General features: G+C 71.8%; 11 protein-coding genes. 9 read left to right on the plus strand and 2 right to left on the minus strand.

The annotated features are described in order from the left end of the window. The first annotated feature begins 129 nt into the window (after positions 1–129). From ACY34J_RS00965 to ACY34J_RS00975, 3 genes are read left to right on the plus strand one after another with little or no spacing between them, the layout of a single operon-like run. Positions 130–780, plus strand: coding sequence for a DUF5819 family protein (locus tag ACY34J_RS00965; protein WP_462724327.1), 651 nt, complete (start codon positions 130–132; stop codon positions 778–780). After that, positions 777–1,979 carry an HTTM domain-containing protein gene (locus tag ACY34J_RS00970; RefSeq protein WP_462724328.1) on the plus strand — a complete coding sequence of 401 codons (1,203 nt, stop codon included), beginning with the start codon at positions 777–779 and terminating at the stop codon, positions 1,977–1,979. The genes ACY34J_RS00965 and ACY34J_RS00970 overlap by 4 nt, the downstream gene beginning before the upstream one ends. Further along, positions 1,976–2,650, plus strand: coding sequence for a TrmH family RNA methyltransferase (locus ACY34J_RS00975; RefSeq protein ID WP_462724329.1), 675 nt, complete (start codon positions 1,976–1,978; stop codon positions 2,648–2,650). The genes ACY34J_RS00970 and ACY34J_RS00975 overlap by 4 nt, the downstream gene beginning before the upstream one ends. Before the next feature lie 25 nt (positions 2,651–2,675). Here ACY34J_RS00975 and paaN read toward each other — a convergent pair whose 3' ends face one another. Then, positions 2,676–4,373, minus strand: a complete 1,698-nt coding sequence (gene paaN / locus ACY34J_RS00980; RefSeq protein WP_462724330.1) for a phenylacetic acid degradation protein PaaN — start codon at positions 4,371–4,373, stop codon at positions 2,676–2,678. Between the two features lie 210 nt (positions 4,374–4,583). On the opposite strand from paaN, the gene ACY34J_RS00985 reads away from it, so the two are divergent. Both ACY34J_RS00985 and ACY34J_RS00990 read left to right on the plus strand, forming a co-directional pair. After that, positions 4,584–6,101, plus strand: a complete 1,518-nt coding sequence (locus tag ACY34J_RS00985; RefSeq protein ID WP_462724331.1) for a 3-hydroxyacyl-CoA dehydrogenase — start codon at positions 4,584–4,586, stop codon at positions 6,099–6,101. Between the two features lie 2 nt (positions 6,102–6,103). Beyond that, on the plus strand, positions 6,104–6,706 hold the full coding sequence (locus tag ACY34J_RS00990) for a TetR/AcrR family transcriptional regulator (RefSeq protein WP_462724332.1): 603 nt from the start codon (positions 6,104–6,106) through the stop codon (positions 6,704–6,706). 48 nt (positions 6,707–6,754) lie between these two features. Here the strand turns inward: ACY34J_RS00990 and ACY34J_RS00995 are convergent, their stop codons facing one another. Continuing rightward, positions 6,755–7,246 (minus strand): Lrp/AsnC family transcriptional regulator, encoded by a 492-nt coding sequence (locus ACY34J_RS00995; RefSeq protein WP_462724333.1) that lies wholly within the window; start codon positions 7,244–7,246, stop codon positions 6,755–6,757. A 208-nt stretch (positions 7,247–7,454) separates the two neighbouring features. On the opposite strand from ACY34J_RS00995, the gene pdhA reads away from it, so the two are divergent. The 4 genes from pdhA to ACY34J_RS01015 are packed head-to-tail and all read left to right on the plus strand — an operon-like array spanning position 7,455 to position 12,168. Beyond that, positions 7,455–8,600 carry a pyruvate dehydrogenase (acetyl-transferring) E1 component subunit alpha gene (gene pdhA, locus ACY34J_RS01000; protein ID WP_462724334.1) on the plus strand — a complete coding sequence of 382 codons (1,146 nt, stop codon included), beginning with the start codon at positions 7,455–7,457 and terminating at the stop codon, positions 8,598–8,600. A 53-nt stretch (positions 8,601–8,653) separates the two neighbouring features. Then, positions 8,654–9,649 carry an alpha-ketoacid dehydrogenase subunit beta gene (locus ACY34J_RS01005; RefSeq protein WP_462724372.1) on the plus strand — a complete coding sequence of 332 codons (996 nt, stop codon included), beginning with the start codon at positions 8,654–8,656 and terminating at the stop codon, positions 9,647–9,649. Next, on the plus strand, positions 9,649–11,181 hold the full coding sequence (locus ACY34J_RS01010) for a dihydrolipoamide acetyltransferase family protein (protein WP_462724335.1): 1,533 nt from the start codon (positions 9,649–9,651) through the stop codon (positions 11,179–11,181). Before ACY34J_RS01005 ends, ACY34J_RS01010 begins: the two co-directional genes overlap by 1 nt. Positions 11,182–11,238: 57 nt before the next feature. Next, the gene (locus tag ACY34J_RS01015) at positions 11,239–12,168 is read left to right on the plus strand and encodes a DUF6457 domain-containing protein (RefSeq protein WP_462724336.1); all 930 of its coding nucleotides are present in this window, start codon (positions 11,239–11,241) and stop codon (positions 12,166–12,168) included. Positions 12,169–12,350 lie beyond the last annotated feature (182 nt).

Here is a 12,350-nt window from a genome sequence, read left to right on the forward strand (position 1 = left end):
GATCGTTCGGTTCAATGGTGGAGGGCGGGTCGTAGGGTGTCAAGGCTGTGGATAACTGCCAGAGCGCTGCGCCCGACGGGGCGCTCTGAGTACCGTTCCTCGGAAGAATCCGGGGACTGGGAGGGCGGCATGGAGCGTCTGGAGGACGGGACGGCGGGGCCTGACGGCGTCGCCGCTCTCTCGCTGCCCTCGCGCATAGTCGTGGCGGTGGCGGTCGCGGCTGTCGCGGCCGCCGTCGCCGTTCATCTGTCGATGGTCTTTCTGCACGTCGCCCCGTCCAACACGATCAGCAAGCAGCACGGAGCGACGGTCGACGCGTACGTCTATCCGGAGTTCGAGCAGAACTGGAAACTGTTCGCTCCCAACCCGCTGCAGCAGAACATGGCCGTCCAGGCCCGCGCCGAGGTCCGCTCGGCGGACGGCGGCACGCACACCACGGGCTGGACCGATCTCTCCGCGCAGGACGGGGCCCGCATCCGCGGCAACCTCCTGCCCAGCCACACCCAGCAGAACGAACTCCGCCGGGCCTGGGACTTCTTCGTGGGCTCGCACGACGCCCAGAACCGTCCGAGCGGACCGCGCGGGCAGCTTTCCGAGCAGTACATCCGCCGGATCGTGGTGCACCGCCTCGCCCCGGCGCACGGCACGGTGGAGCGGGTGCAGGTGCGGTCCGCGATCACGGCCGTCACCCCGCCTGCCTGGAGCGACGAGAAGATCAACACCAAGACCACGTACCGGGTCCTGCCGTGGTGGCTGGTGACCAGTGAGGACCGCCGGTGAACGCGCGTCGGATCGAGAGTGCGCTCGCCCAGGGCCTCGCCCGGATAACCGGCACTGCGCTGGGCCCCTGCCAGGCGGCCGTGGTCCGCATCGGCTTCTCCTTCACCTGGCTGGCCTTCCTGCTGCGCGAGTGGCCGCACCGCCAGGAGCTGTACGGGCCCGACGGGCCGTGGAGCTGGCAGCTGGCCCGTCGGATGATCGACGGGAACCACGCCTTCACCGCCCTGATGTGGTCCGACAGCGGGCTGTGGTTCGAGACCGTCTACGGATTCTCGATAGCCGTGAGCGCCCTTCTGCTGCTCGGCTGGCGCACCCGTACCATGTCGGTGCTCTTCATGGCCGGGGTGCTCTCGCTGCAGAACCGCAGCATCTTCATGGGCGACGGCGGGGACAACGTCGTCCATCTGATGGCGATCTATCTCGTCCTCACGCGCTGCGGCCTGGTGTGGTCCCTGGATGCCCGACGTCGCGAGCGGTCGCGGGGCGGGCTCGATGATCCCGGGCCGGCCGCCCCGGTCCGGGACGCCCCGGGCGTCGTGCTGTGGTCGGTCCTCGGCCTGGTCCTCGCCACCGTCACCCTGCTCGGCGAGCTGAGCTGGGGCTGGGCCCTGGTCTTCTGGGGCCTGTGGGGGGTCCAGGCGCTGTGGTGGGCCGTGGAGCGCTTCGCGCCCGGAGAGCCGCGCACTGTCCTCGACGTCCTCGCCAACCTCGCCCACAACGGCGCCCTGCTGGTGATCATGGCCGAGGTCTGTCTGATCTACGCGACCGCCGGCTGGTACAAGATCCAGGGCTCACGCTGGCAGGACGGCACCGCCGTCTACTACCCGCTGCACCTCGACTACTTCTCGCCCTGGCCCGCGCTGTCCGAGCTGCTCGGCAGCAGCGGCGTCATGGTGATGCTCACCACTTACGGCACCGTGATCGTCCAGGTCGCCTTTCCCTTCACGCTGTTCAACCGCCGGGTGAAGAACGTCCTGCTCGCGCTGATGATGACCGAGCACGCGGTCATCTCCGTCGCTCTTGGGCTGCCGTTCTTCTCCCTGGCGATGATCGCGGCGGACGCGGTGTTCCTCCCGACCGGCCTTTTGCGCACTGTGGGTCATGCGGTGGCGCGGGCCGGGGACCGGCTGCGGCCGCGCCGGGCGGAGGAGGCCGACGGGGACAGCAGCCGGGAGCAGGACCGTACTCTCGTCGGGTGAGCAGCGACACCCAGAGCATCGAGCCGATCCAGTACGACGACGGCTACGGTCCCGCCGAGATCGGTGTCGGCCCGCACCCGAAGCCGTGGCCCGAGGACGACCGGTACGACCCCGAACTGCTCGCGAACGGCGACCGGCGCAACGTCGTCGACCGCTACCGCTACTGGACCCGCGAGGCGATCGTCGCCGACCTCGACACCCGGCGCCACGACTTCCATGTCGCCGTGGAGAACTGGGGCCACGACTTCAACATCGGCTCCGTGGTCCGCACGGCCAACGCCTTTCTGGCCAAGGAGATCCACATCGTCGGGCGGCGGCGCTGGAACCGGCGCGGCGCCATGGTCACCGATCGCTACCAGCACGTTCGGCACCACCCCGACACGTCGGACCTGACGGCCTGGGCGGACGCCGAGGGACTGCCGATCATCGGGATCGACAACCTCCCCGGGGCCGTACCGCTGGAGACCACCGAGCTGCCGCGCCGCTGTGTGCTGCTGTTCGGGCAGGAAGGGCCGGGGCTGAGCGAGGACGCACGCAAGCACGCGACGCTGGTGTGCTCCATCGCCCAGTTCGGCTCCACCCGCTCGATCAACGCGGGCGCGGCGGCCGCGATCGCGATGCACTCCTGGATCAGCCGCCACGCCCGCATTGAGAGCTCTCAGGCCGAGTGAGGTTCCAGCCCAGGGGCCGGAGCCCTCAGGCCGGGCGGCGCACCTCCACCGTCCGGAAGCGGTTCGCCACGAACGCCCCGTCACACAGGGCGGAGTTCGCCGCGGGGTTGCCACCGGTGCCGTGGAAATCGGAGAACGCGGCCGTCTGGTTGACGTACACCCCGCCCGTCAGGTTCAACGAGAGCTGGGCGCTCTCCTCCAGGCACGCCTCCTCGACCAGCTGCTCGACCTCGGCGGACGTTGTGTACGCGCCGACTGTCATGGCGCCCTTCTCCCGGACGGTGCGGCGCAGCAGCTGGACCGCGTCCGCCACCGAGTCGACGGCGACGGCGAAGGACACCGGACCGAAGCACTCCGACATATAGGGCGCTTCGGAGTCGGCCCCCTCCCAGAGCTTGCGCGCACCGTCCATCTTGACGATCACGGGGGTGCGCACCGTGGCGTCCGGGAAGTCCGGGTGCGGCACGGCCCGCGAGGCGAGTGCGACATCGCCGAGCCTGGCAGCCGCCTCCAGGCGCTGCTGCACCTGCGGGTTGACGATCGCGCCGAGCAGGGCGTTCGCCCGGGCGTCGTCGCCGAGCAGGCCCTGCACCGCGCCGGCCAGGTCGGAGACGACCTCGTCGTACGACTTGTGCCCGGCGTCCGTGTCGATGCCGCGGCGCGGGATGAGGAGGTTCTGCGGCGTGGTGCACATCTGGCCGCTGTAGAGCGAGAGCGAGAAGGCCAGGTTGGCCAGCATGCCCTTGTAGTCGTCGGTCGATTCGACGATCACCGTGTTGACCCCGGCCTTCTCCGTGAAGACCCGTGCCTGGCGGGCGTTGGCCTCCAGCCAGTCACCGAAGGCGGTGGAGCCGGTGTAGTCGATGATCCGGATCTCCGGCCGCACGGCCAGCGTCTTGGCCAGTCCCTCGCCGGGCCGCTCCGCGGCCAGCGCGACCAGGTTCGGGTCGAAGCCCGCTTCGGCCAGCGCCTCCCGGGCGATCGCGACGGTCAGCGCCAAGGGCAGCACGGCCCTCGGGTGCGGCTTGACCAGTACCGGGTTTCCGGTGGCGAGGGAGGCGAACAGGCCGGGGTAGCCGTTCCAGGTCGGGAAGGTGTTGCAGCCGACCAGCAGCGAGATGCCGCGCGGCACGGCCGTGAACTGCTTGCGCAGATTCAGCGGCTCCCGCTTGCCCTGCGGCTTGGACCAGTCCGCGGCCTCCGGGGTACGGACCTGCTCCACGTAGGCATACGCCACGGCCTCCAGGCCGCGGTCCTGGGCGTGCGGGCCGCCCGCCTGGAACGCCATCGTGAATGCCTGGCCGCTGGTGTGCATGACGGCGTGCGCGAGCTCATGGGTGCGGGCGCTGATGCGGGAGAGGATCTCCAGACACACCAGGGCGCGCGTCTCGGGGCCCGCCTCGCGCCACGCGGGCATCGCGGCGCGCATCGCCGGGAGCAGCACATCGACGTCCGGGTGCGGATACTCCACGCCCAGCTCGATGCCGTACGGCGAGACCTCTGCGCCGACCCAGTCGTCGGTGCCCGGCTGGTCCAGGTCCAGGCGCTTGCCGCGCAGCGCCTCGAACGCCGCCTGGCCGTCACCGGCCGCGCCTTCGCCGTACGCCTTCGGGTGCTCGGGATGCGGTGACCAATACGCGCGGGTGCGGATCGCTTCCAGGGCTTGGTCGAGAGTCGAGCGATGCTTCTCGACCAGCTGGAGTGCGCTGAGATCGGCGGCCATGACGTACCAACTCCTCGTCGAGCTGGGCTGAGAACGCAACGGGCTGTGGGGGGTGTTTTGGGCCTGCGGGGTCGACCACTGCCGTCCCAGCCCCCGGGGAGATACTGTAACCGAACGATCGGTCGGGACAAGGGGGCCTGGCTAGCCTGTGGAAAACTTTCGGGCTCACCTCACAACCCTGGCCACAGCCCGTCGGGGAGGATCCGCGCCATGACCGCAATCGACCGGACCAGCACCGTCGCCGTCGTCGGCACCGGCACCATGGGACAGGGCATCGCCCAGGTCGCGCTGGTCGCCGGTCACCCCGTGCAGCTGTACGACGTCGCGCCCGGCCGCGCCGGGGCGGCCGCCGACGCGATCGTCGTACGGCTCGACCGGCTGGTGGCGAAGGGCCGGCTCACGCCCGCCGAGCGGGACGCGGCGATCGGACGGCTCGAGCCGGTCGCCGACCTCGCCGCCCTGACGGACGCCGGCCTCGTCGTCGAGGCGATCCTGGAGGACCTGGGCGCCAAGCAGCAGCTGTTCACCGCCCTGGAGACCGTCGTCTCCGACGACTGTCTGCTCGCCACCAACACCTCCTCTCTCTCCGTCACCGCCGTCGCGGGAGCGCTGCGCAACCCCGGACGGTTCGTCGGCCTGCACTTTTTCAACCCCGCTCCCCTGATGCCGCTGGTGGAGGTCGTCAGCGGCTTCGCCACGGACGAGGCGGCGGCCACGCGCGCGTACGCCACCGCGAAGGCGTGGGGCAAGACACCGGTCCGCTGCGCCGACACCCCAGGCTTCATCGTCAACCGCATCGCCCGGCCCTTCTACGCCGAAGCGTTCCGGCTGTATGAGGAGCGCGCCGCCGACCCGGCCACCATCGACGCGGTGCTGCGCGAGTCCGGCGGCTTCCGGATGGGTCCGTTCGAGCTGACCGACCTCATCGGCCAGGACGTCAACGAGGCGGTGACCCGTTCGGTGTGGGAGTCCTTCTTCCACGACCCCAAGTTCACACCCTCGCTCGCCCAGCGGCGCCTGGTCGAATCAGGCCTGCACGGGCGCAAGTCGGGTCGCGGCTGGTTCGGCTACGAAGAGGGCGCGCCGCGGCCCGAGCCGCAGACAGCCGGCCCCGCCGAGGCACCGGCCGAGGTCGTCCTCCTCGGCGACGACTTCGGTCCCGCCGCGGTCCTCCCCGAGCTGATCGCCGAGGCGAGCATCACCGTCAAGCGGGACTCCTCCGCGGGCAGCGCGGGCCTCGCGCTCCCGGGTGGCGCGGTGCTCCGGCTCACCGACGGCAAAAGCGCGACCACCGCGCGGTGGGACCACCGCACCATCCACTTCGACCTGGCACTGGACTACCGGGCCGCCACCCGTATCGCCATCGCGCCCTCCGACACGGTCGCGCCCGAATCCGTGGAGGCCGCCATCGGCCTCTTCCAGGCGCTCGGCAAGCAGGTCAGCGTCATCGACGACGTCCCCGGCATGATCGTCGCCCGCACCGTGGCGATGCTCGCCGACTTCGCCGCCGACGCCGTGGCCCGCGAGGTAGCGAGCCCCGAGGACATCGACACCGCCATGCGGCTCGGCGTGAACTACCCGCGCGGCCCGCTGGAGTGGGGCAACAGCCTCGGCGCGGACTGGCTGCGGAGCGTACTGCGCAATCTGCACGACGAGTACCCGACCGGGCGTTACGCGCCGTCCCAGTCCATCTGCCGCCGTGCCGCCACCGAACGGGAGCTGCTCTAATCATGACCATGGCCAAACGCGACACCTACACGCCCGAATCGCTCCTCGCGGTCGCCGTGGAGGTGTTCAACGAACGCGGCTACGACGGCACCTCCATGGAGCACCTGTCCCGCGCCGCCGGGATCTCCAAGTCGTCCATCTACCACCATGTGCGCGGCAAGGAGGAGCTGCTGCGGCTGGCGATATCCCGCGCCCTGGACGGGCTGTTCGGCATCCTCCAGGAGCCGGGGGCCCGGGAGGGCCGTGCGATCGACCGGCTCGAGTACGTCGCCCGGCGGACCGCCGAGGTCCTGATGGAGGAGCTGCCGTACGTCACGCTGCTGCTGCGCGTACGCGGGAACACCGACACCGAGCGGTGGGCCATGGAGCGCCGCCGGGAGTTCGACCAGCAGGTCGCCGAGCTGCTGAAGCAGGCCGCCGCCGACGGTGACCTGCGGGCCGACCTCGACGTGCGGCTCGCCACCCGGCTGCTGTTCGGGATGATCAACTCGATTGTGGAGTGGTACCGCCCGCACGGCGGCTCCTCCGGCCACTTGGACAGCGGCAGCGAGGAGGTCGCGGACGCGGTCGTGCAGATGGCCTTCGCCGGCCTGCGCACCCATTAGTCCGCGGGTCTTGAGTCCACTGGCCATTCGTCCACGGGACCACGGCCGTCACTGGTCCTCGGGCCACAGATCCGTCTCTTCGAACACCAGCAAGGTGCGGGTGCTCAGCACCTCCGGGATCGACTGGATGCGGGTCAGCACCAGCTCGCGCAGCGCCCGGTTGTCCTCGGTGTGCACCAGCAGCAGGACGTCGAAGTCCCCGCTGACCAGGGCGATATGGGCGGCCCCTGGCAGCTCCTGAAGCTTGTCGCGGACCGTGCGCCAGGAGTTCTGCACGATCTTCAGCGTGATGTACGCGGACGCGCCCTGCCCCGCGCGCTCCTGGTCGACCCGTGCGCTGAAGCCCCGTATCACACCGTCCTCGATGAGCCGGTTGATGCGGGCGTAGGCATTGGCCCGTGAGACATGCACCCGCTCGGCCACGGAGCGTACCGAGGCCCGGCCGTCCGTCTGCAGCATCCGCAGGATGTCCTGGTCGATGGCGTCGAGAGGGCGGACGGGCCGATTGTGGCCCTCGTTGGCCATCCGTTCAGCTGTCATCCCCCTCTGCCTCCCCTGCATGGACGTCCTGTCTTCATCTCAGGCTGTGGAGAACCGTTTGTCCACAGGCTGAAGCCGCCTGTAGCCAAAATGTGCCAGCGACCGAACAATCGGTAGGTGAGACGCACCACACCGCGTCTGCACTGCCGGAAAGCCCTGCCCGTCCCTGGCCCACCGGCATCGGGGAATCCCAGGAGGTGCTCGAAAAATGACGGTCCTCGAACAGCGCGGGTCCTACCACCCGGCCCCGCCGCCCTCCTGGCGGCCGCGCACCGATCCCGAGCCGCTGCTGCCCGACCCGGAGCCGTACCGCCTGCTCGGAACCCCTGACGCCCGCGACATCGACGACGCCGTCCTCCAGCGGCTGTACGCGGAGCTGGTGCGTGGCCGGCGGTACAACGCGCAGGCCACGGCCCTCACCCGGCAGGGCCGGCTCGCCGTCTACCCCTCCAGCACCGGCCAGGAAGCCTGCGAGGTCGCCGCGGCGCTCGTCCTCGAGGACCGCGACTGGCTCTTCCCCAGCTACCGCGACACCCTCGCCGCCGTCGTCCGCGGGATCGACCCCGTCCAGGCGCTCACCCTGCTGCGCGGCGACTGGCACACCGGCTACGACCCGTACGAGCACCGGGTGGCGCCGCTGTGCACCCCGCTGGCGACCCAGCTTCCGCACGCCGTCGGCCTCGCGCACGCCGCCCGCCTCAAGGGCGACGACGTGGTGGTGCTGGCCATGGTCGGCGACGGCGGCACCAGCGAGGGCGACTTCCACGAGGCGCTGAACTTCGCGGCCGTGTGGCAGGCCCCGGTGGTCTTCCTCGTCCAGAACAACGGCTTCGCGATCTCTGTGCCGCTCTCCAAGCAGACCGCGGCGCCCTCCCTCGCGCACAAGGCGGTCGGGTACGGCATGCCGGGGCGGCTGGTCGACGGCAATGACGCGGCCGCGCTTCACCAGGTCCTGGACGAGGCCGTGCGGAGCGCCCGCACGGGCGGCGGCCCCACCCTCGTCGAGGCCGTCACCTACCGGATCGACGCCCACACCAACGCTGACGACGCCACCCGCTACCGCGCCGACGCCGAGGTCGAGGAGTGGCGCGAGCACGATCCGATTGACCTGCTGGAGCGGGAGATGCGGGCCCAGGGCCTGCTCGACGACCAGGCCGTGCAGGCCGCGCGTGACGCCGCCGAGCAGCTGGCCGCCGATCTGCGCGGCCGGATGAACGAGGACCCCGTGCTGGACCCGATGGATCTGTTCACCCACGTCTACACCGAGCAGACGACGCAACTGCGCGAGCAGGCGGCCCAGTTGCGCGCCGAGCTCGACGCCGCTGACGAGCACGCGAGGGAGGAGGCGCAGTGACCACCGCACCGGCCGCCGCGACATCGGCCGCCACCGCGCGCAAACCCGCCACCATGGCGCAGGCTCTCGGCCGCGCGCTGCGCGACGCCATGGCCGAGGACCCGTCCGTGCACGTCATGGGCGAGGACGTGGGCACCCTCGGCGGCGTCTTCCGGATCACCGACGGGCTCGCGAAGGAGTTCGGCGAGGACCGCTGCACGGACACCCCGCTGGCCGAGGCCGGCATTCTGGGGACCGCCGTCGGCATGGCGATGTACGGGCTGCGTCCCGTCGTGGAGATGCAGTTCGACGCCTTCGCCTACCCGGCCTTCGAGCAGCTCATCAGCCATGTCGCGCGGATGCGCAACCGTACGCGGGGTGCGATGCCGCTGCCCATCACCGTGCGGGTGCCCTACGGCGGCGGGATCGGCGGCGTCGAGCACCACAGCGACTCCTCCGAGGCGTACTACATGGCGACGCCCGGCCTGCACGTCGTCACCCCGGCGACGGTCGCGGACGCCTACGGGCTGCTGCGGGCGGCTATCGCCTCCGACGACCCGGTCGTCTTCCTGGAGCCGAAGCGGCTGTACTGGTCGAAGGCCGACTGGTCGCCGGAGGAGCCGGAGCAGGTCGCGCCGATCGGCCGGGCCGTCGTCCGGCGGCCGGGGCGGAGCGCGACGCTCATCAGCTACGGGCCGTCGGTCCCGGTGTGCCTGGAGGCCGCCGGGGCGGCGCAGGCCGAGGGCTGGGACCTCGAGGTCCTGGACCTGCGCAGCCTGGTGCCGTTCGACGACGAGACGGTGTGCGCTTCGGTCCGCCGGACCGGCCGGGCGGTCGTCGTTCATGAGTCCACCGGCTTCGGCGGTCCCGGAGGGGAGATCGCCGCGCGGGTCATGGAGCGGTGCTTCCACCACTTGGAGGCGCCGGTGCTGCGGGTCAGCGGATTCGACATCCCGTATCCGCCGCCGATGCTGGAACGGCACCATCTGCCGGGAGTGGAGCGCATCCTCGACGCGGTGGGCCGGCTCCAGTGGGAGGCCGACTGGACGCAAGGGGAGGCGGAGCTGTGATGGCCGTGGTGCGGGAGTTCCGGCTGCCGGACCTGGGCGAGGGCCTGACAGAGGCGGAGATCGTCCGCTGGCTCGTCCAGGTCGGGGACCACGTCGCCGTCGACCAGCCGGTGGTGGAGGTCGAGACGGCGAAGGCGATGGTGGAGGTGCCGTGCCCGTATGCGGGCGTGGTGACCGCCCGCTTCGGGGACGAGGGGGAGGAACTCCCCGTCGGTGCTCCGCTGTTGACGGTGGCGGTAGGAGCGGAACCGTCCGGGACCGGGGACGAGGGGTCCGGTTCCGGAACCGTTGCCGCCTCGGGCGCCGCACCCGGCCCGGACACCGGCGGGGGCGCGGCGTCGGGGAACGTCCTCGTCGGCTACGGCACGGGTACGGAGGCGCCCACCGCGCGCCGCAGGCGTGTCCGTCCCGCAGGTGGCCTCTCTCGCCCGCTCGGCGCGACTCCGGTCGCCGAGGGTCCGGGTACGGCGGCGGGCGCGGCTCCGCCGCGGTCCAGCGGCCCCCGTCGGCGGCCGGAGCCGGCGGGCGCTGGAGCCAGGCCCTCCGCGCCCGGTTCCCGAGGCGGCTGGGCCGGGAGCGGTGAGGGCGTGGCAAGTGGGCCCGCCGTCGGCGGGCCGGTCGCGGTGATCTCACCGCTGGTGCGGCGGCTGGCGCGCGAGTATGACATCGATCTGCGGGAGGTGGCCGGGTCCGGACCCGACGGGCTGATCCTGCGGGCGGACGTCGAACGGGTCGCTCGGGCCGGAGTCGGGCGAGCCATGTCGGCCCTCGGTGAGCAGGCCCCCTACGCCCCGCTGGGGACGACCGGCCCTGCCTGGCCCGCCGCGGCACGCACGTCGGCCGCCGGCGCGGAGCGCATACCGCTGCGAGGCGTGCGCGGTGCCGTCGCCGAGAAGCTGTCGCGCAGCCGGCGGGAGATTCCGGACGCCACCTGCTGGGTCGACGCCGACGCCACCGAGCTCATGGCCGCCCGGGCCGCGATGAACGCCAGGGGGCCCAAGGTGTCGCTGCTCGGGCTTCTGGCCCGTATCTGCACCGCCGCGCTCGACCGCTATCCCGAGCTGAACGCCTGCGTCGACGTGGAGGCGCGGGAAATCGTCCGGCTGCCCGAGGTGCACCTGGGGTTCGCGGCGCAGACCGAGCGCGGCCTGGTCGTGCCCGTCGTACGGGACGCGCATGCCCGCAATGCCGTCGAGCTGACGGAGGAGTTCGCCCGGCTCACCGAGGCCGGGCGGGCGGGCAGGCTCACGCCCGCCGAGCTGACCGGCGGCACCTTCACCCTCAACAACTACGGCGTCTTCGGCGTGGACGGCTCGACGCCGATCATCAACCACCCCGAGGCGGCGATGCTCGGCGTCGGCCGCATCGTCCCCAAGCCGTGGGTGCACCAGGGTGAGTTGGCGATACGGCAGGTCGTCCAGCTGTCGCTGACCTTCGACCACCGGGTCTGCGACGGCGGTACGGCGGGCGGCTTCCTGCGCTTCGTCGCCGACTGTGTCGAGCAACCGGCGGTGCTGCTGCGCACCGTGTGAGACAGCGCGGCTGGGCGGCCGGAGCGTGTTCCGGCCTGGGCGTTCATACTCGGGTGCATGACTGTGCAGGGATACGACGCCGTGGTGCTGGCCGGAGGTGCCGCGAAGCGTCTGGGCGGGGCGGACAAGCCCGGGCTGCGAGTGGGTGGGCGACCGCTCCTCGACCGGGTGCTGTCCGCGTGCGCCGACGCCTCCGGGACCGTCGTCGTCGGCTCCCGGCGGCCGACCGTACGGCCCGTGCGGTGGGTGCGCGAGGAGCCGGTGGGGGCGGGGCCGCTGGCCGCGCTGGACGCAGGGCTGCGGCAGGTCACCGAGCCCGTGGTGCTCGCGCTCTCCGCCGATCTGCCGTTTTTGTCCGGCCAGACCGTACGAGCGCTGCTCACCGCCCTGCACGACGTGGGTGGTGACCGCGCCGGTGGCGGCACCGGCCTCGGCGCCGATGCCCCGGAGTCCGAGGTCGAGGGCGTTGTGCTTACCGACGCCGACGGCCGCGAGCAGCCGCTCGTCGCTGCCTACCGCGCTGAGCCCCTGCGCCGCGAACTCGCCCTGCTCGCCGCCGAGTACGGCGGTCTCGCCCACCTTCCGCTCCGGCTGCTCACGGCGGAACTCACCCTCAGCCGCCTGCCCGCCCCCGATGCCGGTGCCTCCTTCGACTGCGACACCTGGGAGGACGTCGCCGCGGCCCGGGCACGCATAAGGGAGCATGGGAACGTGCTGGACGAATGGATTGCCGCAGTCAAGGACGCTTTGGGCATCGAGCTGGACGTGGACACGGGGGCCCTCCTCGACCTGGCCCGCGATGCCGCCCACGGAGTGGCGCGGCCCGCCGCCCCGCTCACCACCTTTCTGGTGGGATACGCGGCGGCCCAGGCGGGCGGCGGCCCTGAGGAAGTGGCGGCCGCCGCGCGTAAGGCCGCAGCCCTAGCCGAAAGCTGGGCGGCGGAGACGCCCGAGTCCTCCGGCGGACCGGAAAAGGCCTCGGGATGACGCCCCCCGGTGTCGGAGGCGAGGCCGCGCCCGAGCCGGGCGGCAAGGCCGTATGGCAGCCCGGCCCCGCCGGCTGCCAGCCGGCCCGTGCCGGGTATGGCGAGGCCGGGCGCGCACGAGATCGCCGGTCTGCGGACGCCCGGCAAAGCGAGCCCGAGCGCGTACGAGATGGCGAGGCCGGG

It is taken from the genome of Streptomyces sp. HSS9-12 (genome assembly GCF_054963655.1).

What these genes read in the sequence shown, in the direction of transcription:
- ACY34J_RS00995 (WP_462724333.1), bottom strand. Translation starts at nt 7,246, where the DNA reads ATGACAGCTGAACGGATGGCCAACGAGGGCCACAATCGGCCCGTCCGC.
- paaN (WP_462724330.1), bottom strand. Translation starts at nt 4,373, where the DNA reads ATGGCCGCCGATCTCAGCGCACTCCAGCTGGTCGAGAAGCATCGCTCG.
- ACY34J_RS01015 (WP_462724336.1), top strand. Translation starts at nt 11,239, where the DNA reads ATGACTGTGCAGGGATACGACGCCGTGGTGCTGGCCGGAGGTGCCGCG.
- ACY34J_RS01005 (WP_462724372.1), top strand. Translation starts at nt 8,654, where the DNA reads ATGGCGCAGGCTCTCGGCCGCGCGCTGCGCGACGCCATGGCCGAGGAC.
- ACY34J_RS00990 (WP_462724332.1), top strand. Translation starts at nt 6,104, where the DNA reads ATGACCATGGCCAAACGCGACACCTACACGCCCGAATCGCTCCTCGCG.
- ACY34J_RS00965 (WP_462724327.1), top strand. Translation starts at nt 130, where the DNA reads ATGGAGCGTCTGGAGGACGGGACGGCGGGGCCTGACGGCGTCGCCGCT.
- ACY34J_RS00985 (WP_462724331.1), top strand. Translation starts at nt 4,584, where the DNA reads ATGACCGCAATCGACCGGACCAGCACCGTCGCCGTCGTCGGCACCGGC.
- ACY34J_RS01010 (WP_462724335.1), top strand. Translation starts at nt 9,649, where the DNA reads ATGGCCGTGGTGCGGGAGTTCCGGCTGCCGGACCTGGGCGAGGGCCTG.
- pdhA (WP_462724334.1), top strand. Translation starts at nt 7,455, where the DNA reads ATGACGGTCCTCGAACAGCGCGGGTCCTACCACCCGGCCCCGCCGCCC.